The following is a 22,780-nucleotide window of genomic DNA, read 5'->3' as shown; positions in this document are numbered from 1 at the left end:
GGCCCCTTCAACGCCAGTCGCTGGCCAGGCTGAGCCTGGCCAGCTGGTCGCGCGTCAGCGCCAGGCTGGCGGCCTTGACCAGTTCGTCCAGCTGCGCCAGCGAGGTGGCGCTGACGATCGGCGAGGTGATGCCCGGCTGCGCGATCTGCCAGGCCAGCGCGGCCTGCGCCGGCGTACAGCCGGCATCCTCGGCCACTTCGTCCAGCGCCTTCAGAATGCGATAGCCGCGCTCGTTCAGGTAGGTGTCGACGATCTTCTTGCCGCGCGCGCTCTTGCCGACGTCGGCCGGGCTGCGGTACTTGCCGCTGAGAAAGCCGCTGGCCAGCGCGTAATAGTTGATGGTGCCCAGGTCCTGCGCCTTGACCAGCGCCTGCAGGTGTCCCTCGAACGGCTCGCGGCTGTAGAGGTTGTATTCGGGCTGGATGCTCTCGTAGCGCGGCAGGTTGTGGCGTTCGCTGGCGATCAGCGCTTCGGACAGGCGCACCGCCGTGTAGTTGGAGGCGCCGATGGCGCGCACCTTGCCCGCTTCCATCAGCTTGGCGTATTCGCCCAGCGTGTCGGTCAGCGGCGTGTCGGGATCGTCCTTGTGCGACTGGTACAGGTCGACGTGGTCGGTCTGCAGCCGCGCCAGCGAGGCGTCCAGCGAGCGCCGGATGTAGGCCGGCGCCAGGCCCTTGGCGTCCGGGCCCATCTCCATGCCGACCTTGGTGGAGATCAGCACGCGGTCGCGCTTGCCCGAGCGCTTGAGCCACTTGCCGATCAGGGCTTCGGATTCGCCGCCCTGGTTGCCGGGCACCCAGCGGGAGTAGACGTCGGCGGTGTCGATGAAGTTCAGGCCGGCGTCGACCAGCGCGTCCAGCAGGGAGAACGTGCCGGCTTCGTCGACGGTCCAGCCGAAGACGTTGCCGCCGAAGGTGAGGGGAGGAATCTGCAGGCCGGAACGGCCCAATGCGCGTTTGATCATGATGTGGCCCTTTGAATGTCGCGGATGTCGTGTCGCGCGGGCGCGGCGTTTTCAGTATATTGGGCCGCCCGCCCCGGCATGGGGCGCGCGTGCCGCGCATGCACCATTTCAGGGATTCCCCCCAAGTGAATTTGTGTTGCGACACGTTAGACTATACGGCTTTACGGCTGTCCGGACCGTGGGGAAGCCCGCGGAGCAGCCGTAATAATGAACAAATACCAAGGGTTCAAGGAGCTTACCTATGCTGATCGGAAAAAAACATTTTCTGACGGTTGGCGCAATGGCGCTGGCGATGGCGATCGCCGCGCCGGTGGCGGCGCAGCAGAAGTCGGTGGCAATCACGGCCATCGTCGAGCACCCGGCGCTGGACGCCGTGCGTGACGGGGTGCAGGACGCCCTCAAGCAGGCCGGCTACGAGTCCGGCAAGAACCTGAAGTGGCAGTACCAGAGCGCGCAGGGCAATACCGGCACCGCCGCCCAGATCGCGCGCAAGTTCGTCGGCGACAAGCCCGACGCCATCGTCGCCATCGCCACCCCGTCGGCCCAGGCCGTCGTGGCCGCCACCAAGGACGTGCCGGTGGTGTATTCCGCCGTGACCGACCCGGTCGCCGCGCAGTTGGTATCGAGCATGGATGCCTCCGGCACCAACGTCACCGGCGTGTCGGACCTGCTGGCGCTGGACAAGCAGGTCGAGCTGATCAAGAAGATCGTCCCCAACGCCAAGCGCGTCGGCATGGTCTACAACCCGGGCGAGGCCAACTCGGTCGTAGTGGTCAAGAAGCTGCAGGAACTGCTGCCCAAGTCGGGCATGAGCCTGGTCGAGGCCGCCGCCCCGCGTTCGGTCGACGTGGCATCCGCCGCCCGCAGCCTGATCGGCAAGGTCGACGTCATCTACACCAACACCGACAACAACGTGGTCTCGGCCTACGAGTCGCTGGTGAAGGTCGGCAACGACGCCAAGATCCCGCTGATCGCCTCGGACACGGACAGCGTCAAGCGCGGCGGCATCGCCGCCCTGGGCATCAACTACCGCGACCTGGGCGTGCAGACCGGCAAGGTGGTGGTGCGCATCCTCAAGGGCGAGAAGCCCGGCGCGATCCCGTCCGAAACCGTCTCCAAGCTGGAGCTCTACGTGAACCCGGGCGCCGCCGCCAAGCAAGGCGTGACGCTGTCCGACGCGATCATCAAGTCGGCCGCGGTGGTGGTAAAGTAAAGCGCAAGTCGTTCGGCCCCGCCCGTGCCTGCCCGGCATGAGCGGGGTTTTGTTTTATCTTGTTTTCTTGTGTTTGCCCCGCGCCGGTACGCGGGGTCCACAGGGCGGCAGCATCCACAAGGTGCGCGCGGCCCGGCGCGATGGCGTTGGCCTTGAACGGCACGGCGGTCATGGACCGCATGCCGCGTTTTGCTCCCCTGGAGCGCCCCTCAAGCAGCCCGCTTGCGGCCCTGGCCGCCAGGCCTGGCGACGCCTTGGCAGGAATCGAGAGAAAATCGCACGGCAGGAAACGTTTATTGCGAAAGCTCGGGTAAAACTGACCCCGAAACGCAAGAAGTTGGACGTTCCTAATCTCTAATATGCTCGTTCCTTACCTGATTGGATTTGACCCATGTCATTGTTCTCGTTGTTAGGCGCACTGGAGATCGGCCTGATCTTCAGCCTGGTGGCCTTGGGCGTGTATATCTCCTTTCGCCTGCTGCGCTTTCCGGACCTGACCGTTGACGGCAGTTTCCCGCTGGGCGGCGCCGTCTGTGCCACGCTGATCGCCTCGGGCACCGACCCGTTCGTGGCCACCATCGCCGCCACCTTTGCCGGCGCGGCCGCGGGCCTGGTCACCGGCTGGCTCAACGTCAAGCTCAAGATCATGGACCTGCTGGCCAGCATCCTGATGATGATCGCGCTGTATTCGGTCAACCTGCGCATCATGGGCAAGCCCAACGTGCCGCTGATCACAGAACCCACCGTCTTCACCATCCTGCAGCCCGAATGGCTGTCGGACTACGTGGCGCGGCCGCTGATCCTGGTGGTCATCGTGATCCTGGCCAAGCTGGCGCTGGACTGGTTCTTCGCCACCCAGACCGGCCTGGCGGTGCGCGCCACCGGCTCGAACGGCCGCATGGCCCGCGCGCAGGGCGTCAACACCGGCCGCATGATCCTGGGCGGCATGGCGCTGTCGAACGCGCTGGTCGCCATGGCCGGCGCGCTGTTCGCGCAGACCCAGGGCGGTTCCGACATCTCCATGGGCATCGGCACCATCGTCATCGGCCTGGCCGCGGTGATCGTCGGCGAAAGCATCCTGCCGTCGCGCAAGCTGGTGCTGGCCACGCTGGCCGTCATCATCGGCGCCATCGTCTATCGCTTCTTCATCGCGCTGGCGCTGAACAGCGACTTCATCGGCCTGAAGGCGCAGGACCTGAACCTCGTCACCGCGGTGCTGGTCACGATCGCCCTGGTCATTCCCATGCTCAAGCGCCGGCTGTTCGGCAAGAAGGGGCGCTGATATGTTGTCCGCAAAAGACCTCAAGATCACTTTCAACGCCGGCACGCCGATCGAAACGCGCGCGTTGCGCGGGCTGTCGCTGGACATTCCCTCGGGCCAGTTCGTCACGGTCATCGGCTCCAACGGCGCCGGCAAGTCGACCTTCCTGAACGCCGTCTCGGGCGACCTGCCGGTCGATTCCGGCCGCATCGAGATCGACGGCGCCGACGTCACGCGCCAGCCGGTCTGGGCACGCGCCTCGCGCGTGGCGCGCGTGTTCCAGGATCCCATGGCAGGCACCTGCGAAGACCTGACCATCGAAGAGAACATGGCGCTGGCGCAGTTGCGCGGCGTGCGCCGCGGCTATGGCCGCGCGGTCAAGGCTTCGATGAAGGAAGGTTTCCGCGAACGCCTGGCCACGCTCGGGCTGGGCCTGGAAAACCGCCTGACCGACCGCATCGGCCTGCTCTCGGGCGGCCAGCGCCAGGCCGTGAGCCTGCTGATGGCGGCGCTGCAGCCGTCGCGCATCCTGCTGCTGGACGAGCACACCGCCGCGCTCGACCCGCGCACCGCCGATTTCGTGCTGCAACTGACGGCGCGCATCGTGGCCGAAAGCAAGCTGACGACCATGATGGTCACGCACAGCATGCGCCAGGCGCTGGACGTGGGCGACCGCACGGTGATGCTGCATCAGGGCCAGGTGGTGCTGGACGTGTCCGGCGATGAACGCCGCGGTATGGACGTGCCCGACCTGCTGGCCATGTTCGAGCGCGTGCGCGGCGAGAAGCTGTCGGACGACGCGTTGCTGCTGGGCTGATTCCGCGCTTGCGCCTTGAGCGGCGCAAGCAAAACGCCCGGCGCGGCCTCTCCGGAGGCGGCGCCGGGCGTTTTGCTTTCTGCCATGGCGCGGGGCGGGCGAACGGCGCCGCTAGATGAAGCGGCCCGGCCGGAACGCGGCGTGGCGGGCGGGATCGCCGGCGCCGCACATCAGCTCGCCCAGTATCCGCGCGGTCCCGGGCGCGGTGCTGAAACCGATGTGTTGGTGGCCCAGCGCCAGCCACAGGCCCGGATGGCGCGGCGCCTGGCCGATCATGGGACGGCTGTCCGGCAGCGTGGGGCGGCGGCCCAGCCAGGGCTGGGGATCGAGCCGCGGCCCCAGGCCGACGGCTTCGCGAGCCCGGGCTTCGGCCAGGTCCAGTTGCAGCGGCCGGGGCGGCGCGTCGCGCTCGTCCAGCTCGACCCCCGTGGTCAGCCGCAGGCCGCGCGCCATGGGCGACAGCACGTAGCCGCCGCCGGTGTCGTAGATGGGGCGGCTCAGCGCGGGGCCATCGACGGCGCCGTAGTGCATGTGGTAGCCGCGCTCGAAGGCCAGCGGCAGGTCGATGCCGGTGGTCTTGAGCAGTTCCTTGGACCAGGGGCCCAGCGCCACCACCAGGTCGGGCGCCGTCAGCATGTCCGAGCCGGTGTCGCCCTGCACGATCCAGCCCCGGCCGCCGTCGCGGCGGATGGCGGTCGCGCGCAGGCGCCGCAATGTGCCGCCCGAACGTTGGAACAGCTCGGCGTAGGCCGCGGTCACGGCCGCCGGGTCGTCCACCGAATACGAACCCTGGATCCACAGCGCGCGCGAAAAGATCGGCGCCAGCGCCGGTTCCAGTTGCGCCAGCTCGGCGGGGGCCAGCGCCTGGGTCGGCACGTCGTGGCGGGCGTAGGCATCGCGCGCCAGGACGCCGGCCTGCCAGGCCTGCTCACTACGGAACAGGAAGATCCAGCCGCTGTCGCGCAGACGCCGGCGGACGCCGGCCTCGTCCAGCAGCCGCAGGTGCTCGGTCGCGGACAGGCGGATCAGGCTGTCGAGCGCCGCCGTCGTCTCGTGGAACACCGACGGCCGGGCGCGCGCCAGGAAGCCTGCCGCCCAACCGAGGTTGCGGGCGAGGTACGAGACGCGATAGCGGAACTGGACGGTGTCGTTGCGCAACAACCGTGGCAACTGGCGCCACAGGCCGGGGTGGTTGAACGGCATGAGCGAGCTGCGGGCCAGGACACCGGCGTTGCCGGCCGAGGTTTCCAGCCCGGGGGGCTGGCGGTCGACCAGGGTGACGTCCAGGCCGCGCCGCTGCAGTTCCAGCGCGCAGCAGACGCCGACGATGCCGGCGCCCAACACAATGACTTGCTTGCCCATCGGGATTGTCGGTGCGAGTCCAGGGATAGCGGGCGATTGTAGGGCAGCGGTGGATTGCCGGCGACGGGGGCTATCCATGACGGATGCCGCCGGTGGGGCATGCGGCCGACGCGATGGCTCCGAGGTGATCGTCGATCAGCCGTCGATCAGCCGTCGATCTTAGGCGGCGGGCCGCTGCCCCAGGATGCGCCCGGCGGCCGCCACGCCCCACCAGGCGGCTTCCTCGAACACGGAATAGCCCGACAGGTCGGCATGGGCGAACAGCACCGGGCCGTCGACTTCGCGCAAAGCCGCCAGGCCGGCGTTGGACAGGTAGCCGCAATAGGGCGAGGCCATGGCATGGCCGCGCACCGTGATCTCCAGCTGGCGGGCGCGGCGCCAGAACTCGTCGCCATAGGCGGCCACCAGGTCGGCGGCGGCCTCGTCGCGCAGCGCCTCGGGGCGGGCGTCGGCGAGCCACTGGCGCGCGGCCTGCGGCGTTTGGTCGCTGAGCGCGTGGTAGGCGGTGAACACCGTGCGCGGCGAGCGCGCCACGCGCAGCAGCTGGTGGGTCGAGACCACGTAGCCCAGGGCCTGGCCCTGGTAGACCACGTTGTCCCACGACAGCGGTTCGCCCGGCGCTTCGCGCGGATAGCCGTCCATGACGAAGTTCGATACCAGCCAGGGCGCGTGCGGCGAGGCGTGCGTGGCCGGATCGTAGCCATAGGCGCGGATGTCGGGCAGGATGCGCTGGGCCACGAACAACGGCATGGCGCAGACCGCGCGTTGCGCCGCCAGCGTGTAGACGCTGGCGGCGGCGCCCGGCGCGAGGCAGTCGATGCGGGGGCCGGCGGGGCTTTCATGCAGCCGCGCCGCGGTGCCGGGCAACAGCCAGTCGCCGTGGCCGAGGCGGGCGCTGATGGCGTCGCGCAGCCGTTGCACCAGCGGCGCCAGGCCGCCGGGCCAGGTCAGCACCGCGCCCTCGGCGGCGTTGGCGGCGTGGCCGTCGCGGCTGGCGAAATAGTGCAGCCCGGCCCAGGCCGAGACCCGGTCATAGGGCGCGCCGTAGTCGTCGCGGCAGCAGTAGTTCAAATACCAGTGCAGCGCCGGCGAGGTGTAGCCTTCGCGCTCCAGCCACTGCCGGAAGGTCAGCGCATCCAGGGCGCGCCACGCCGGGTCGCGCGAGGACAGCACGATCGGGATGCAGAAGACCTTGCGGCCGTCGTTGCCGACCGCGCCGTGCAGGCGGTCCACCAGCGCCAGGAACTTGCGGTGCTGCTCGATATCGGCCTGGGGCAACCCGTGCATCGGCAAGAGACCGTCTTCCCAACGGCCGTCGCGCAGCAGGCGTTCCTGCGGCGAGTGCGCCAGGATGGACTCGTCGTAGTAGGGCCGCGCGCCAAAGGCGTCGCGCTCGGCGATGCCGAAGTCGGCCAGCATCTCGCGCACGTGGGTGGACTGCATCGACGGCAGCGGCAGGTAGTGCGCGCCGAGCGGGTAGTCCAGCCCGTCGCGGTTGCCGGCGGCGGCGTTGCCGCCGTACTCGGGGCCTTGGACCACGACGAAATCGGTGAAGCCTTCGCGCGCCAGCTTCCAGGCGCACGACAGGCCGGCCACGCCGGACCCCAGGATCGCCACCTGGCAGCGCCGGGCGCCGGACGACGGCGGCAACGCCGCGCCATCGCGCAGCGCGTGGCCGGCCTGCATGCCGGGGTAGCGCACGTCCGGCGTGGTCTCGACCACGCGCGAACGGTAATAGCCCGCCGTGCCCGCGGCGGCGGCGGTGGCGGCGCCCAGCAGGAAGGTACGGCGCCGCATCAGCGGATGACCTTGCGCCAGTCCTCGTCGAAGTAGCGCACGAGCGATTGCTCGTTCAGGCGGTTCGGCGGCATGGCCAGCGCCGGCATGTCGGCGGGAAAGTGGAACAGCTCGCGCAGGGTGGCGGGGTCGAGGTAGCGGGTGGGCACCGACACCGCCGTCGGCGGCGTGTAGTCGCGGCGCTTGCCGGCCAGGATGAAGCCCCAGTCGCCGAAGGACGGCACGTAGGCGTGGTACGGCCAGGTGTTCAGGCCGGCCTCCTTGAGCGTGGCGTCCACGCTCCAGAACGAGCGCGGCGCGAAGTAGGGCGAGGTCGACTGGATCACCATGTAGCCGTTCTCGGCCAGGTGCCGCGCCATCAGGTGGTAGACCGGCACGGAGTACAGCCGGCCCAGGCCGAAGTTGGACGGATCCGGAAAGTCCACCACGATGAAGTCGTAGACCTCGGCGTGGCTTTCGAGCCAGCGGCCGGCGTCGTCATTGATGACGGTGACGCGCGGATCGGTCAGCGAGCCCTGGTTCAGTTTCGTCAGCGGTTCGGAGCGCGAGAACAGGCCCGTCATGGCAGGATCCAGGTCCACCAGCGTGACGTGCTCCACATGCTTGTACTTGAGGATCTCGCGCACCGCCAGGCCATCGCCGCCGCCCAGCACCAGCACGTTGCGGGCCCACGGCAGCGCCTGCAGGCCGGGGATCACCAGCGACTCGTGGTAGCGGTGCTCGTCGCGCGACGAGAATTGCAGGTTGCCGTTGATGTACAGCCGCAGGTCGTCGTGCCAGCGCGTCACGATCAGGCGCTGGTAGGGCGTGGTCTCGGCGTGCACCACGTCGTCGCCGTACAGGCCCTTTTCGGCCCACGCCGTCATCTGGCCGGAAAACAGGAAGCCCAGGGCCAGCAGCCCCAGCACCACGCCGCCGCGCACGGCGCGTTCGGCCGGACGCCGGATCTCGCCGCGGAACAGCCAGGTGGTCCACAGCGCCACGCCGGCGTTGAGCATGCCGAACAGGAAACTGGTGCGCAGCAGGCCCAGCTTGGGCGCCAGCAACAGCGGAAAGATCAGCGACACGGCCAGCGCGCCGAGATAATCGAAGGTCAGCACGCGGCTGACGATTTCGCGGAACTCGGCCTTGCGCTGGTTGAATACCCGCATCACCAGCGGAATTTCCATGCCGACCATCAGTCCGATAATGAAGACGCCCGCGTACAACGCCGCGCGAAACGGCGCCGACAGCCAGGCGAACACCAGGAACAGGACCGCGGCGGAAACCCCGCCCAACAATGCGACGGCCAGTTCGACGTCGATGAATCGATTCAAAACGTCGTCGTCTCTTACATATTTTGACAACCACGATCCGATGCCCATCGCGAACAGATAGCAGCCGATGACGGACGAGAACTGGAGAATGGAATCCCCCAGCAGATAGCTGGCCAGCGCGCTGCTGATGAGCTCATAGCCCAGGCCGCAGGAAGCGACGATCAATACCGACAGGATGAGAACGCGGTCGCGCATGGGGGTTCCGACGTGAAAATGCGTTCGCAGTATATCGAAGGCGCCGTATATACTGCGCGCAATTAGGGCCTGAAGGGGCGATTATGGGAGAAGCGATGCATCCGGCCGTGACCTATCTGATCTACATCGTCTCGGCGCTGGTCATGCTGGGCATTTTCACCGCCGTCTACACCACCGTTACCCGCTACAAGGAATTCGAGCTGATCCGCGAGGGCAACATCGCCGCGGTGTTGTCCTACGGCGGCGCCCTGGTGGGCTTTTCCTTCACGCTCTGTTCCAGCATCGCGGTCCACGCCAGTTTCGTCATGTTCCTGGTCTGGGGCGTCGCCGCCATGGTGGTGCAACTGGTCGTCTACGCCGTCGTGTCCCGCGCCATCCACGGGCTGCACGAGGCCATCGAAGAAAACAACATCGCCATGGGCGGCCTGATCGGTTCGATCTCGCTGGCCGCCGGCGTGGTCAACGCCGCCTGCCTGACCTGAGCGGCCAGGCGCGTCGACCTTGATCTGAAACAGGAGAACTTGCCATGAGTCTCGGTTCATTTATCCGCAAGCAGTTTATCGACATCCTGCAATGGAACGAGGACGGCGACGGCGTGCTGGCCTGGCGCCACCCGATGCAGGATTTCGAAATCCAGTACGGCGCCAGCCTGACCGTGCGCGAATCGCAGATGGCGGTGTTCGTCAACGAAGGCAAGGTGGCCGACGTGTTCGGCCCCGGCATGTACAAGCTGACGACCCAGACCCTGCCGGTGCTGACGTACCTGAAGAACTGGGACAAGCTGTTCGAGTCGCCCTTCAAGTCGGACGTGATCTTCTTCAGCACCCGCCTGCAACTGGGCCGGCGCTGGGGCACGGCGCAGCCCGTGACGCTGCGCGACAGCGAGTTCGGCATGGTGCGGCTGCGCGCCTTCGGCGTGTACTCGTACCAGATCACCGACCCGGCCAAGTTCTACCGCGAGATCAGCGGCACGCGCGACGTCTACACCGTCGACGACCTGGAAATGCAACTGCGCAACATGGTGGTCGCGGCCATGACCACGGCGCTGGGCGGATCCAAGGTGCCGTTCCTGGATATCGCCGGCAACCAGGGCCTGATGTCGCAGAGCATCGCCGAGCAATTGGGCCCGGTGTTCGACCGCTATGGCGTCAAACTCGACAACTTCACGGTCGAGAATGTGTCGCTGCCCGAGGAATTGCAGAAGGCGCTGGATACGCGGATCTCGATGGGCATGGCTGGCGACCTGGGCAAATTCACCCAGTACCAGACCGCCACCTCGATCCCGCTGGCGGCCCAGAACGAAGGCGGCATCGCCGGCATCGGCGCGGGCCTGGCGGCCGGCGCGGCGCTGGGCCAGACCATGGCCGCCGGCCTGGGCGTGGCCCAGGGCCAGCCGGCTGCGGGCGCCGCGGCCGGGGCCGCGGCAGCGGGGGCGGCCGCCGGCGCTGGCGCCGATCCGGTGCAGCGGCTGCAGCAGCTCAAGGACTTGCTGGACAAGGGCCTGATCACGCCGGCCGATTACGACACGGCCAAGGCCGAAGTCCTGAAGAAACTCACCAGCTGAGCGCCGCACGCCCATGCAGCAGGTCCTGTGTCCGCAGTGCGGAGCGCCCGTCAAGTTCACTTCCACGGCATCGGTCATGGCGGTCTGCGGCGCCTGCCGCAGCACGCTGCTCAAGGACGCCGAATCGGTCAGGCGCATCGGCGAGACCGCCGATGTCCTGGAAGACTATTCGCCGCTGTGCCTGGGCGCTTCCGGCAAGTTCGAGGGCAAGCGCTTCGATTTGATCGGCCGCATCCAGCTGCGCTACGAGGACGGCTTCTGGAACGAGTGGTACCTGTGGTTCGATGACGGCTCGGACGGCTGGCTGTCGGATGCTTCCGGCCAGTACGCCATCACCCGTCGCCGCAAGGTCAAGACGGTGCAGGGCCTGCCGGCATTTGCCGACATCGCCGCGGGCGATGACCTGAAGCTGGACGGCCAGCGCTTCACCGCCTCCGACGTGCGCCGCTGCCGCGCCGGCGGCGCGCAGGGCGAATTGCCGTTCGTGCCTGGCGATGGCTGGGAGGCCAAGGTGGCGGACTTCCGCAGCCTGGATGCCTTTCTCACGCTGGATTTTTCCGACGGCCCGCAGCCCGAACTCTATATCGGCAAGGCCTTCGACCTGTCTGCCATGCAGGCCTCCACGCTGCGCTCGAACGAGCAGGTCGAGGAAACCGCCGGGCGCTTCCGCGGCCAGATCAAGGCGCTCGATTGCCCCAACTGCGGCGCGCCCATCAGCTTCGTGGCGGCCATGGCGACCCAGGTGGTGTGCCCGTCCTGCGCGGCCACCGTCGATTGCGCCGGTGAAACCGCCGAAGTCATCGACAAGGCGCGCAAGGTCCGGGCCATCAAGACCACGCTGGCGCTGGGCGCCACCGCCAGGATCGACGGCACGACCTACACCTTGATCGGCCTGATGAAGTGCGCGGACCCGGATCCGGAAGAACCGTCGGACTGGATCGAATACCTGCTGTTCAGTCCGGTCAAGGGCTTCACCTGGCTGGTCGAGACCGACGAGGGCTGGGAACGCGTGCAGGTCTGCGATACCTGGCCCAGCCACAACAATGCCACCAGCGTGCGCTGGCGTTCCAAGCTGTACCACAAGCTGTACGACTACACGTCGCGCGTCGACCTGGCGCTGGGCGCCTTCAACTGGCGCGTGAAGGTCGGCGACCGCACCCAGATCACCGACTACAAGGCGGGCAATCTCAAGCTCACCCGGGAGCAGGCTCCGGCCGAAGTGGGCTGGTCGGCCGCCGCACCGGTCGCGCCCGCGCAACTGGCCGAATGGTTCGGCAACCCCGAGCTGGCCAGGCAGAAAGCGATGCCGCGCGCCGCCTTGTCCGGCGGTTACCGCAAATGGGCCTGGTTCGCGACCATCGCCATGGGCTTCCTCAATATTGGCAACATTTTCAGCGGGCGCATCCTGCCGATCGTGATCGGCTTGGCGTTCCTGTGGCTGCCGGCCAGCCTCGCGGACAAGATCTCCGCAAAGGATGAATAAGGGATGGGCAAGCTTCTATACGCCATCTACGCCGTCATCGTGGTGATGGCCGCGACCGGCGCCAGTTCGCCCGGCGCCCGCTACACCAGCGGCGGCGGCGGCAGCTGGGGCGGCGGTTCTTCGGGCAGCTCGGGCTGGTCGTCGGGCGGTTCGCACAAGTGACGCCGCACGCCACGCCCGGCCGCCATATCCTGGCCGATTTCCGCGGCGTGCCCGCCGCTCTGCTGGCCGACGCGGCAGCGCTCGAACGCGAACTGGTCCTGGCCGCCGAGGCGGCGGGGGCGCGGGTGCTGGGCGCCCATTTCCATCATTTCGGCGAGGGCGCGGGCGTGACCGGCGTGGTCATGCTGAGCGAATCCCATATCAGCGTCCATTCCTGGCCAGAACACCGGTTCGCGGCGCTGGACATCTTCATGTGCGGGGCCGCCCGCCCGGAACTGGCGCTCGAACGCCTGCGGGCGGCGCTGGGGCCGGACACGGTGCGCGTCACCACGGTCGAGCGCGGCTGAGCGCGCCCCAGGCCGATTTTTCTCCTTCGTTGACCTGGCGCAAGCCAGCCGCCGACGCAAATTGACGGGCGTTATATACCTATATATATTTCGTTACCGAGATTGATCTGCCTGAGGAGAGCTTCATGTTCCGCAAATCCCCGATCCTGGCCGCATCGCTGGTCCTGGCCGCCGTCTGGGGCCCCAGCGCCCACGCCGGCGACCTGGTGGTGTCCGCCGCCGCCAGCCTGACCAACGCGTTCAAGGACGTGGCCCAGGCGTACGAAAAGGAGCATGCCGGCACCAAGGTCATCCTGAACTTCGGCGCCTCCGACGTGCTGCTGCAGCAGATCGTCAAGGGCGCGCCCGCCGACGTGTTCGCGTCCGCCGACCAGAAGGCCATGGACAAGGCGGTCGAGGAAAAGGCGGTCAAGCCCGACACGCGCATCGACTTCGCCGCCAACCAGGTGGTGCTGATCGTGCCGACCGACAGCAAGGCCAATATCACCGCGCTCAAGGACCTGACGCGCGGCGACATCAAGCGCATCGCCTACGGCAACCCGGCTTCGGTGCCGGTGGGCCGCTACACGCAGGGCGCGTTGCAGGCCGCCGGCCTGTGGGACGCGGTGCAGGCCAAGAGCGTGCTGGCGCAGAACGTGCGCCAGAGCCTGGACTACGTGTCGCGCGGCGAGGTCGACGCGGGCTTCGTGTTCGCCACCGACGCCGCCGTGATGCCGGACAAGGTCAAGGTGGCCGTGCGCGTGCCGTCGCAGACCCCGGTGACCTATCCCATCGCCGTGACCGCGCGCGACGACGCCGCCAAGGAAGCGCAAAGCTTCGTGGCCTATGTGATGTCGCCCGCCGGGCAGGAAATCCTGTCGCGCTACGGCTTCCAGAAGCCTTGAGGGCGCGGGCGACAGCCAACGCGGTCAGCGATGAGTGATTCGGTATGGGTGCCCCTGCTGCTTACCCTGAAAGTGGCGGGCTGGGCGACGTTGCTGGCGACCGTGGCCGGCTCCGCGGCCGCCTATTGTCTGTCGCGCTGGCGTTGGCCCGGGCGCGATCTGCTCGATGCCATCCTGACCCTGCCGCTGGTGCTGCCGCCCACGGTCCTGGGCTACTACCTGCTGGTGCTGCTGGGCCGGCGCGGCGTGCTGGGCGAGCGGCTGGCCGATATCGGCATCGAGCTGGTGTTTACCTGGCAGGGCGCGGTCATCGCCGCGTCGGTGGTGGCCTTCCCGCTGGTGTTCAAGTCGGCCCGCGCCGCTTTCGAGAACGTCGATTCGCAACTGGAAAACGCGGCCCGCGTGCTGGGCGTGTGCGAGGCCGGGGTGTTCTTCCGCGTGACGCTGCCGCTGGCGGCGCGCGGCATCGTCGCCGGCGTGTTGCTGGCGTTTGCCCGCGCGCTGGGCGAATTCGGCGCCACCCTGATGATCGCCGGCAACCTGCCGGGCCGCACCCAGACGCTGTCGGTCGCCATCTACGAGGCGGTGCAGGCGGGCGATGACGCCACCGCCAATTTCCTGGTGCTGGTGACTTCCATTACCTGCATCGTGGTGCTGCTGGCGGCCGGCAAGCTGGTGCCGATCCGTTCCAGCCAACGCGGAGGCAGACTATGAGCGTCGACCTGCGCATCCGCAAAAACATGGTCTCCGGCGACCGCCATTTTTCGCTGGACGTGGCGTTCTCGTCCAAGGCCAAGCGCATTGCGCTGTTCGGCCCGTCGGGCGCCGGCAAGAGCCTGACGCTGCGAGCGGTGGCCGGGCTGCTGCGGCCGGACGCCGGCCGCATCGAGGTCAACGGCAGGGTGCTGTTCGACGCCGAGGCCCGCGTCAGCGTCGCGCCGCAGGCCCGCCGCGTGGCCTACCTGTTCCAGGACTACGCGTTGTTTCCGCACCTGACGGTGGCGCAGAACATCGCCTTCGGTTCGCGCCGCGGCTGGCTCAACCCGCCCCGGCGCGCGGTCTCGGCCGAGGCGCGGCGGTGGGTGGACGCCTTCGAGCTGGGCGCCATCGTGGGCAGCTATCCGCACGAGATCTCGGGCGGCCAGAAGCAACGCGTGGCGCTGGCGCGCGCGCTGATGCTCAAGCCCGAGATCGTGCTGTTGGACGAACCGTTCTCGGCGCTCGATTCGCAACTGCGCGGCAAGATGCGGCTGGAGCTGAACGCCCTGCAGCGCCAGCTGGACGTGCCGATGCTGTTGATCACGCATGATCCGGCCGACGTCGAGGCGCTGGCCGACGAGGTCTTCGAAGTGCGCGACGGCAAGGTGCGCCGACGCGACGAGGATGTCGGCGTCTAGCAGGCGTCCAGGGGCGGCGCAAGGTCTGTCGCAAGGGCGGCCGCCCCCGCGCGCGAGATTCAGTCCAGCACGCCCAGGATCACGCTGGAAGCCTTGAACACGGCGACCGCTTGCGCGCCTTCACGCAAGCCCAGTTCCTGCGCGCTTTCGTTGGTGACGATGGCCGCCAGCGTGGCGCCGCCTTCCAGCCCGATCAGGATCTCGCTGTTGACCGCGCCGGTACGTACCGCCGTGATGGTGCCCGGCAGCTGGTTGCGGGCCGACAGCCGCAGGCCCGCACCGGGCGCGCCGACGATGACCGACGAGGCCTTGACCAGGGCCAGCGCTTCCTTGCCGGGCGCCAGCTCCAGTTCCTGGGTGCTTTCCCGGGTGATGGTGGCGGTGATGACCTGGCCGCCGGCGATGCGCAGCAGGACTTCGTCGTTGACGGCGCCCGCGCGGATTTCCATTACGGTGCCCATGAGTTTGTTGCGTGCGCTGGTCTTCAGCATGAATCGCCTCATCAAGTCGAGATCGCCGCTGGCATCCACGCCAGCGTGCGTCAGGTTTTCCATGAATTTGCGGTGTTCGGCTTCCAGGGCCCGGAAGGTCGCGATCAGGCCGCGAGCCCGGTCGGTCAGGCGCGTGCCGCCGCCGCCCTTGCCCCCGGCGGCGCGCAGCACCAGCGGCTCGCCTGCCAGGTTGTTCATCGCATCAATGGCATCCCAGGCGCCCTTGTAGCTCATGCCCACCGCGCGCGCGGCGGCCGTGATGGAGCCGGTGGCGTCGATTTGCGCCAGCAGGTCTATGCGGTTCTTTCCGCCCCAAGTCTGGGTGCCGGAACGAAACCAAATCGAGCCGTCGAGTTCCAACATCGGTATCAGGTCTGGTCGGGGTCTGGAATATTCCCGAGTGTAATGGAGCCCGTCCGGCCGCCGTTTGATATATATCCGATGAGAATGAGATGCTGTTGAAACTTTATCCGCTTCGCGGCACTATGGACGCGCTCGGAGTGTGTTGAGGGGTGTTCAACTCGGGGGGCCGGCTCGCGGCCCCGCTTCTTGGAGATCGACATGAAAGCGCTGAAAATGCTGGCATCGGGTTCCCTGGTCACGATCCTGGCGGCTTGCGCCTCCAGTCCCGCCATCAAAAGCGATTACGACCATCAGGCGGATTTCTCGCGCTACCGGACCTTCGGCTACATGTCGCCGCTGGGCACCGACAAGGCCGGCTACAGCACGCTGCTGACCGAACGCCTCAAGGACGCCACGCGCGGCCAGATGGAAATGCGTGGCTATGTGTACGACGCCGCCAATCCCGACCTGCTGGTCAATTTCAATGGCAAGCTGCAGCAGAAGACCCAGGTGACCGAGGCGCCGCCGCCGCCCATGGGCCCGTACTACGGCTATCGCAGTGGCTTCTATGGCGGCTGGCCCGGCTACGGCTGGGGCGACACCGTCTACCAGTACACCGAAGGCACTCTCAACATCGACCTGGTCGACGCGCGTCGCAAGCAGATGGTGTGGGAAGGCGTGGCCGTCGGGGAAGTCCAGAACCCGGACACGGCGACCTCGTCGCAGAACATCGACAAGGCCGTGGCCGGGATCTTCGCCAAATATCCGTTCCGTGCCGGCGTGGCCGCGCCGCAAGTGCCGGACAAGAGCAAGCCCTAGCCCGTGTTTCGAAGGAACCCCGCATGAGTACTCGCCGCAAGGCCGCATCCCCAGACACCGGCGCGACGCCGCCCTATGAAACCGTGGCCCTGGTGCTGCAGGGCGGGGGCGCCCTGGGGTCCTACCAGGCCGGCGTGTACCAGGGGCTGCATGAGGCAGGCATCCGGCCGAACTGGATTTCCGGGATTTCGATCGGATCGATCAATGCGGCGATCATCGCCGGCTCGCCCGAAGACGAGCGGGTGGAGCGCCTGCGCGGGTTCTGGGAAAGCATCTGCCGGCCGGCGGGGTTCGCCTCGGTGCCCTGGGGCGATACGCTGGCCGGCATGTTCGAGGGCATCCCGTTCGGTTTCGGCTCGCCCGCCATGAATGGCCAGCTGTCGGCCTTCCAGGCCCTGTTCTCGGGCCAGCCGGGGTTCTTCAAGCCGCGCTTTCCGCCGCCGTACTGGGTGCATGGCAAGGGCGCGGCGTCGACCAGCTTCTACGACACCACGCCGCTGGCCGCGACCCTGCGCCAGTACATCGATTTCGACCTGCTCAACGCCGGCGCGGTGCGCGCCAGTTTCGGCGTGGTGAACGTGCGCAGCGGCAATTTCGCCTATTTCGACAGCCTCCGGCATACCCTCGGGCCCGAGCACATCATGGCCTCGGGCGCCCTGCCGCCGGGCTTTCCCTCCGTGGAGATCGACGGCGAGCACTACTGGGACGGAGGCGTGGTATCCAACACGCCGCTGGCCCAGGTGCTGACCAGCGACACCATGCGCGACACGCTGGCGTTCCAGGTGGATCTGTGGCCCGCCCGCGGCGCGTTGCCGACCACGCTCGAGGAAGTGGCCGAGCGCCAGAAGGACATCCAGTACTCCAGCCGGACCCGCATGGTCACCGACCAGTTGCGGCGCGTGCTGAAGCTGCGCCATGGCCTGCAGCAGCTGCTCGAGCGCCTGCCCGAGCGCGAGCGCGACGCGCCGGACCTGGCGGAAATCCGGCGGCTGGCCAAGACGCCGGCCACCAACATCATCAACCTGATCTACGAATCCAAGCACCGCGAGCGCTATTCCAAGGATTATGAGTTCGGCACGGAGGCCATGCGCGAGCACTGGGAGTCCGGCCTGGCCGATATCCGCCAGACGCTGGCGCGGCCGGGCATCCTGGCGCGCCCCACCCAGGACAGCTGTTTCGTCACGCACGATATCCATCGAAACGGCACGCACACCTCTTGACCTGTGGTGCGATTTCCTAGGACTCGTCTGATTCCAGGGCAACATCGCCGCGCAATCACGTCAGCAACGGTAGTCTTTCGGCAAGACTTGAAACCTTGTTCCGGGTCCGGGCCGTCGTCCTTTTCCAGGCGGCCCGCCCGGTGGAGACACCGACGATGACCGCACCCTTTTCCCATTCCCCTCTCCGCGTGCCGCCGGCCGCGCCGTCTCCCGACGCGGGGCGCGAGGGCTCCAGCAATGATGCGGCCGCGGCGTCCGACGCCTTTCCGGTCCGCCTGGATGGCTGGTGGAGCCTGCTCTACCATGGCTGGACCCTGCTGACCCCGCAAGGAACCCGGCTCGACCTGACCGAGGTCGAGCGCGCCTGCTTCCAGTGCCTGTTGCGCAATCCCCGCAAGGAACTGCTGCGCGAAGAACTCGCCGTCCTGCGCGAGGAACTGATGTTGCCGCGCCAAAGCACCAACCTGCGCGCCCTGAACGTGGCGATCTGCCGCCTGCGCCGCAAGGTGCGCCAGGCGGGCGGGCGCCTGCCCCTGCATACGGTGCATGGCGTGGGCTACGTGTTCCTGGGCAATCTGCAAGAGGTTGCCGACCTCTGATCGCGGCGGCTGGATTTCCCTCCCTCCCGATGTCGCGTCTCGTCGTGAAAATCAGTGATTTCCCCAATAACTGAGTTACATTAACGGGCTATTCACGTGTCACAGGCGGGGCGCAGGGTTTTGCTTTGATCGCAAACAAGGATTGCGGTCAAATACGGCGGTCGAAATGCGGCCGCGCAACCCCGTGGCCGCCTACGGCAACCGGACGCGGCGATGGTCATCGCCGTCACATTGTTGCGGTCGCTTGGCGCGGTTAACTTCGCGGGGGTTTCAATGCGGTTTTCGCCTAAACGTGTCTCAGGTCTGGCTTTCTCCGGCGGCGTCCTCGCGCTGTTGTTGGCAGGGTGCGGTGAAAAGCCGCAGATGAACCCTGGCATGCCCCAGGTCAGCGTCATTACCGTGCAGCCGCAGCGCACGCCCATCGTCTCCGAACTGCCCGGGCGCGTCGACGCCGTGCGCGACGCCCAGATCCGCTCGCGGGTCACCGGCATCGTTCAGAAGATCACCTTCGAACAGGGCGGCGACGTCAAGGAAAACCAGCTGCTGTTCAAGATCGATCCGGCGCCCTACAAGGCCGCCTACGACCAGGCCACCGCGCAGCTCAAGCAGGCGCAGGCCAACCTGTTCAGCGCCAAGCTGCTGGCCGACCGTTACGCGCCGCTGGTCAAGGCCAACGCCGTCAGCAAGCAGGAATACGACAACGCCGTGGCGGCCTATCGCCAGGCCGAGGCCACCGTGGCCGCCGCCAAGGCGACCCAGGACAACGCCTCGATCAACCTGGGCTACACCGACGTCGTGTCGCCCATCACGGGCCGCATCGGCAAGCCGCTGGTGACCGAAGGCGCGCTGGTCGAGGCCACCTCGGCCACGCAGATGGCCACCGTGCAGCAGCTCGATCCCATCTACGTCGACTTCACCCAGTCCACCTCGGACCTGGCCGCGCTGCGCCGCGCCTTTGCCAGCGGCAAGCTGCAACAGGTCGGCAAGGACGCCGCCCGTGCCACCGTGGTGCTGGAGGACGGCACCGAATACGACCGTCCCGGCAAGCTGCTGTTCACCGGCATCACCGTCGATCCCAGCACCGGCCAGGTCAACCTGCGCGCCGAGATCCCCAACCCCGACGGCATCCTGCTGCCCGGCATGTACGTGCGCGTGCGGCTGGAGCAGGGCGTGAACGACCAGGCCCTGCTGGTGCCGCAGCAGGCGCTGCAGCGCACGGCCGACGGTTCGCAGAGCCTGATGCTGGTCAAGGACAACAAGATCGAACAGTTGCCCGTCACCACCGGCGGCGCCGTCAAGACCGACTGGATCATCACCAGCGGCCTGAAGGCCGGCGACGTGGTCGTGGTCGAGGGCTTCCAGAAGATCCGTCCCGGGGCGCCGGTGCAGGCCAGCCCCTGGAACAAGGCGGGCGGCGCGCCCGCCGCGGGCGGGCAGCCGGGGCAGCCCGGCGCCAAGCCCGCGGACCCCGGCGCTAAGCCGGCCGAGCCGGCGCAACAGGCCCCGCAGAAATCGTAAGCGGCTCGCAGCGCAATGCGCTGCGTTCCTCTTTGGTGAGCATCGCTTTCAGAGTCAGCCCACATGCCGCAATTTTTTATTGATCGACCAATCTTCGCCTGGGTAGTCGCCCTGTTCATCCTGCTGGCGGGGATACTGGCCATCCCGAACATGCCGGTGTCGCAGTACCCCGACGTGGCGCCGCCGGCCATCACCATCACCGCGACCTATCCGGGCGCCTCGGCCAAGGAAGTGGCCGAATCGGTCACCAGTATCATCGAGGACAAGCTCAACGGCGCCAAGGGCCTGATCTACTACGAGTCGGTCAGCGATTCCTACGGCACCTCGACCATCACCGCCACCTTCGCGCCCGGCCGCGACCCTGACCTGGCGCAGGTGGACGTGCAGAACCGCGTGTCCAACGTGATCGCCCAGCTGCCGTCCGCGGTGCAGCAACAGGGCCTGAAGTACGAGCAGACCAGTACCGGCTTCCTGATGATCGTGACGCTGTCGTCCACCGACGGCTCGCTCGACCAGACCGCGCTGGCCGACTACATCACCCGCAACATCCAGAACCCGGTGTCGCGGGTGTCCGGCGTGGGCCAGTTCCAGCTGTTCGCGGCGCCGCGCGCCATGCGCATCTGGGTCGACCCGGCCAAGCTGGTCGGCTTCAGCCTGAGCATGTCCGAGGTCAACCAGGCCATCGCCGCGCAGAACGTGCTGGTGTCGGGCGGCAGCATCGGCGCGCCGCCCAACCCTGATTCGCAGCGCATCACGGCCACCGTGGTGGCCAACGGCCAGCTCAGCACCGTCGATGGTTTCGGCAAGATCGTGCTGCGCGCCAACAGCGATGGTTCCAAGGTGTTGCTGCGCGACGTCGCCCGCATCGAGGTCGGCGCCGACAACTACCAGTTCGGCGCCCGCCTGAACGGCAAGCCCACGGCCGCCTTCGCCATCGTGCTGTCGCCCGACGCCAACGCGCTGGCCACCGCGCAGGGCGTGCGCCAGCAGATGGACGAGCTGTCCAAGTACTTCCCCGGCAACATCACCTACGCCATCCCCTACGACACCGCGCCCTACGTCAAGGTCTCGATCGAGCAGGTGCTGCACACCCTGGCCGAAGCCATGGTGCTGGTGTTCCTGGTGATGTACCTGTTCCTGCAGAACGTGCGCTACACCCTGATCCCGGCGCTGGTGGTGCCGGTGGCCATGCTGGGGTCGTTCGCCGTCATGCTGGGGTTTGGATTCTCGATCAACGTGCTGACCATGTTCGCCATGGTGCTGGCCATCGGCATCCTGGTGGACGACGCCATCGTGGTGGTCGAGAACGTCGAGCGGATCATGGCGACCGAAGGGTTGCCGCCCAAGGAAGCCACCAAGAAAGCCATGCCGCAGATCAGCGGCGCCATCATCGGCATCACGCTGGTGCTGGTGACGGTATTCCTGCCGCTGGCCTTCATGAGCGGGTCGGTGGGCGTGATCTACCGCCAGTTCTCGGTGGCCATGGCCGTGTCGATCTTCTTCTCGGCGCTGCTGGCGCTGACCTTCACGCCGGCGCTGTGCGCGACCATCCTGAAGCCGGTGCCCAAGGGGCACCACAACGACAAGAAGGGTTTCTTCGGCTGGTTCAACCGCAAGTTCGACGCCACCACGCACGGCTACCAGAACTGGGTCTCGCGCATCCTGCACAAGGGCGGCCGCATGATGCTGGCCTTCCTGGTGCTGGTGATCCTGCTGGGCTGGCTGTACCTGCGCCTGCCGTCGTCGTTCCTGCCGGAAGAAGACCAGGGCTACGTCATCAGCAACATCGAGCTGCCCACGGGCGCCAGCGCCAATCGCACGGTGCAGGTGATCGAAGAGGTCGAGGCCTATTTCCGCGAGATTCCGGCAGTCGAGAACATCATCACGGTGCAGGGCTACAGCTTCAACGGCAACGGCCTGAACGCGGCCATCGCCTTCACCACGCTCAAGGACTTCAAGGATCGCAAGGGCAAGGGGGATTCGGCCGGCGCGATCGCGTTCAACGCCTTCCAGAAGCAGCTCATGGGCATCCACGACGCCCAGGTGTTCACGCTGGTGCCGCCCGCGATCTCGTCGCTGGGCAATGCCACCGGCTTCGACCTGCGCCTGCAGGATCGCGGCGCGGCCGGCACCGAGGCGCTGGCCGCGGCCACCGGCCAGCTGATGGGCATGGCCATGAAGAGCCCGGTGCTGTCGCAGGTGCGTATCACCGGCCTGTCGGCCGGCACGCAGCTGACGCTGGACATCGACCGCGACAAGGCAGCGGCGCTGGGAGTGAACTTCGACGAGGCCGCCTCGCTGATCTCCACCGCCGTCGGTTCGGCCTACCTGAGCAAGTTCCCCAACCTGGGCCGGATGCAGAACATCTGGGTGCAGGCGGATGCGCCGTACCGCATGCAGCTGTCGGACGTGCTGCAGCTGAACGCTCGCAACGCCCAGGGCGGCATGGTGCCGTTGTCGTCGTTCGTGACGGCCAAGTGGTCGCAGGGCCCGGTGCAGGTGGTGCGCTACAACAGCTACGAATCCATGCGCATCGGCGGCAGCGCCGCGGCCGGCTACACGACCGGCCAGGCCATGGAGGAAATGCAGAAGCTGGTGGGCCAGCTGCCGCAGGGCTTCGGCTACGAATGGACCGGGCTGTCCTATCAGGAGCGCCAGGCCGGCAATCAGGCCCCGATCCTGATGGGCCTGTCGCTGCTGGTGGTGTTCCTGGTGCTGGCCGCGCTGTATGAAAGCTGGGCCATCCCGATCTCCGTGATGCTGGTGGTGCCGCTGGGGATGCTGGGCGCGGTGGCGCTGGTCAGCGCGCTGGGCATGTCCAACGATGTGTACTTCCAGGTGGGCATGGTGACCGTGATCGGGCTGGCGGCCAAGAACGCCATCCTGATCGTGGAATTCGCCAAGGACCAGTACGCGCGCGGCATGGGCCTGTACGAGGCGGCGGTGGAAGCCGCGCGCCTGCGGTTCCGGCCGATCCTGATGACCTCGCTGGCGTTCATCCTGGGCGTGGTGCCGCTGGCCATGGCCAC

21 protein-coding genes are annotated in these 22,780 nt (G+C 67.4%); 16 read left to right on the top strand and 5 right to left on the bottom strand.

Annotation, left to right across the window (positions count from 1 at the left end; translation table 11 throughout):
• Window positions 1–7: 7 nt before the first annotated feature.
• Window positions 8–964 (bottom strand): aldo/keto reductase, encoded by a 957-nt coding sequence (locus tag DK459_RS26540; protein ID WP_110135171.1) that lies wholly within the window; start codon window positions 962–964, stop codon window positions 8–10.
• A gap of 241 nt (window positions 965–1,205) precedes the next feature.
• Between DK459_RS26540 and DK459_RS26535 the strand changes: the two genes are divergently transcribed.
• The 3 genes from DK459_RS26535 (at window position 1,206) to DK459_RS26525 (ending at window position 4,255) form a co-directional block, all read left to right on the top strand.
• Complete coding sequence (locus tag DK459_RS26535; RefSeq protein WP_006384488.1) at window positions 1,206–2,177, top strand: ABC transporter substrate-binding protein; 972 nt, start codon at window positions 1,206–1,208, stop codon at window positions 2,175–2,177.
• 391 nt (window positions 2,178–2,568) lie between these two features.
• Window positions 2,569–3,459 carry an ABC transporter permease gene (locus tag DK459_RS26530; protein ID WP_024069984.1) on the top strand — a complete coding sequence of 297 codons (891 nt, stop codon included), beginning with the start codon at window positions 2,569–2,571 and terminating at the stop codon, window positions 3,457–3,459.
• Window position 3,460: 1 nt separating this feature from the next.
• Window positions 3,461–4,255, top strand: coding sequence for an ABC transporter ATP-binding protein (locus tag DK459_RS26525; RefSeq protein WP_024069983.1), 795 nt, complete (start codon window positions 3,461–3,463; stop codon window positions 4,253–4,255).
• A 111-nt stretch (window positions 4,256–4,366) separates the two neighbouring features.
• Here DK459_RS26525 and DK459_RS26520 read toward each other — a convergent pair whose 3' ends face one another.
• The 3 genes from DK459_RS26520 to DK459_RS26510 form a co-directional block, all read right to left on the bottom strand.
• Complete coding sequence (locus tag DK459_RS26520; RefSeq protein ID WP_024069982.1) at window positions 4,367–5,617, bottom strand: FAD-binding oxidoreductase; 1,251 nt, start codon at window positions 5,615–5,617, stop codon at window positions 4,367–4,369.
• A gap of 159 nt (window positions 5,618–5,776) precedes the next feature.
• A complete protein-coding gene (locus tag DK459_RS26515) occupies window positions 5,777–7,414 on the bottom strand; it encodes an NAD(P)/FAD-dependent oxidoreductase (RefSeq protein ID WP_024069981.1) in 1,638 nt (545 codons plus the stop codon).
• Window positions 7,414–8,925: a polyamine aminopropyltransferase gene (locus DK459_RS26510; RefSeq protein ID WP_006384837.1), complete on the bottom strand. Its 1,512-nt coding sequence runs from the start codon at window positions 8,923–8,925 to the stop codon at window positions 7,414–7,416. Before DK459_RS26510 ends, DK459_RS26515 begins: the two co-directional genes overlap by 1 nt.
• 95 nt (window positions 8,926–9,020) lie before the next feature.
• Between DK459_RS26510 and DK459_RS26505 the strand changes: the two genes are divergently transcribed.
• From DK459_RS26505 to DK459_RS26475, 8 genes are all read left to right on the top strand, one after another.
• A complete protein-coding gene (locus tag DK459_RS26505) occupies window positions 9,021–9,407 on the top strand; it encodes a DUF350 domain-containing protein (RefSeq protein ID WP_026384192.1) in 387 nt (128 codons plus the stop codon).
• Between the two features lie 44 nt (window positions 9,408–9,451).
• Complete coding sequence (locus DK459_RS26500) at window positions 9,452–10,489, top strand: SPFH domain-containing protein (protein ID WP_024069980.1); 1,038 nt, start codon at window positions 9,452–9,454, stop codon at window positions 10,487–10,489.
• A 13-nt stretch (window positions 10,490–10,502) separates the two neighbouring features.
• Window positions 10,503–11,972 carry a DUF4178 domain-containing protein gene (locus DK459_RS26495; RefSeq protein WP_006384834.1) on the top strand — a complete coding sequence of 490 codons (1,470 nt, stop codon included), beginning with the start codon at window positions 10,503–10,505 and terminating at the stop codon, window positions 11,970–11,972.
• Between the two features lie 3 nt (window positions 11,973–11,975).
• The gene (locus tag DK459_RS30865; RefSeq protein ID WP_024069979.1) at window positions 11,976–12,134 is read left to right on the top strand and encodes a hypothetical protein; all 159 of its coding nucleotides are present in this window, start codon (window positions 11,976–11,978) and stop codon (window positions 12,132–12,134) included.
• The gene (speD, locus tag DK459_RS26490; RefSeq protein WP_006384832.1) at window positions 12,131–12,481 is read left to right on the top strand and encodes an adenosylmethionine decarboxylase; all 351 of its coding nucleotides are present in this window, start codon (window positions 12,131–12,133) and stop codon (window positions 12,479–12,481) included. The genes DK459_RS30865 and speD overlap by 4 nt, the downstream gene beginning before the upstream one ends.
• Before the next feature lie 125 nt (window positions 12,482–12,606).
• The gene (modA, locus tag DK459_RS26485) at window positions 12,607–13,365 is read left to right on the top strand and encodes a molybdate ABC transporter substrate-binding protein (RefSeq protein WP_024069978.1); all 759 of its coding nucleotides are present in this window, start codon (window positions 12,607–12,609) and stop codon (window positions 13,363–13,365) included.
• Window positions 13,366–13,395: 30 nt separating this feature from the next.
• Entirely contained in the window at window positions 13,396–14,079 is a 684-nt protein-coding gene (modB, locus tag DK459_RS26480) for a molybdate ABC transporter permease subunit (protein ID WP_006384830.1), read from the top strand.
• Window positions 14,076–14,762: an ATP-binding cassette domain-containing protein gene (locus tag DK459_RS26475; protein ID WP_020929033.1), complete on the top strand. Its 687-nt coding sequence runs from the start codon at window positions 14,076–14,078 to the stop codon at window positions 14,760–14,762. Before modB ends, DK459_RS26475 begins: the two co-directional genes overlap by 4 nt.
• A gap of 59 nt (window positions 14,763–14,821) precedes the next feature.
• Here DK459_RS26475 and DK459_RS26470 read toward each other — a convergent pair whose 3' ends face one another.
• Window positions 14,822–15,616 (bottom strand): TOBE domain-containing protein, encoded by a 795-nt coding sequence (locus DK459_RS26470; protein ID WP_006384828.1) that lies wholly within the window; start codon window positions 15,614–15,616, stop codon window positions 14,822–14,824.
• Window positions 15,617–15,814: 198 nt separating this feature from the next.
• On the opposite strand from DK459_RS26470, the gene DK459_RS26465 reads away from it, so the two are divergent.
• The 5 genes from DK459_RS26465 to DK459_RS26445 all read left to right on the top strand — a co-directional run.
• Window positions 15,815–16,414, top strand: a complete 600-nt coding sequence (locus tag DK459_RS26465; RefSeq protein ID WP_006384827.1) for a DUF4136 domain-containing protein — start codon at window positions 15,815–15,817, stop codon at window positions 16,412–16,414.
• Window positions 16,415–16,437: 23 nt separating this feature from the next.
• Window positions 16,438–17,634: a patatin-like phospholipase family protein gene (locus tag DK459_RS26460; RefSeq protein ID WP_020929030.1), complete on the top strand. Its 1,197-nt coding sequence runs from the start codon at window positions 16,438–16,440 to the stop codon at window positions 17,632–17,634.
• 155 nt (window positions 17,635–17,789) lie between these two features.
• Window positions 17,790–18,233 (top strand): winged helix-turn-helix domain-containing protein, encoded by a 444-nt coding sequence (locus tag DK459_RS26455; protein ID WP_006384825.1) that lies wholly within the window; start codon window positions 17,790–17,792, stop codon window positions 18,231–18,233.
• 273 nt (window positions 18,234–18,506) lie between these two features.
• Window positions 18,507–19,751 carry an efflux RND transporter periplasmic adaptor subunit gene (locus tag DK459_RS26450; protein ID WP_038504227.1) on the top strand — a complete coding sequence of 415 codons (1,245 nt, stop codon included), beginning with the start codon at window positions 18,507–18,509 and terminating at the stop codon, window positions 19,749–19,751.
• Window positions 19,752–19,814: 63 nt separating this feature from the next.
• On the top strand, window positions 19,815–22,780 hold a 2,966-nt coding region (locus DK459_RS26445), incomplete at its 3' end, for a multidrug efflux RND transporter permease subunit (protein ID WP_110135282.1).

Origin of the sequence: Achromobacter sp. RW408 (assembly GCF_003184165.1) — a bacterium.
In the GTDB taxonomy this organism is placed as follows: Bacteria; Pseudomonadota; Gammaproteobacteria; order Burkholderiales; family Burkholderiaceae_B; genus Achromobacter; species Achromobacter xylosoxidans.
The sequence above is the reverse complement of the archived record's forward strand: the minus strand, read 5'-3'. Positions and strand labels throughout refer to the sequence as shown.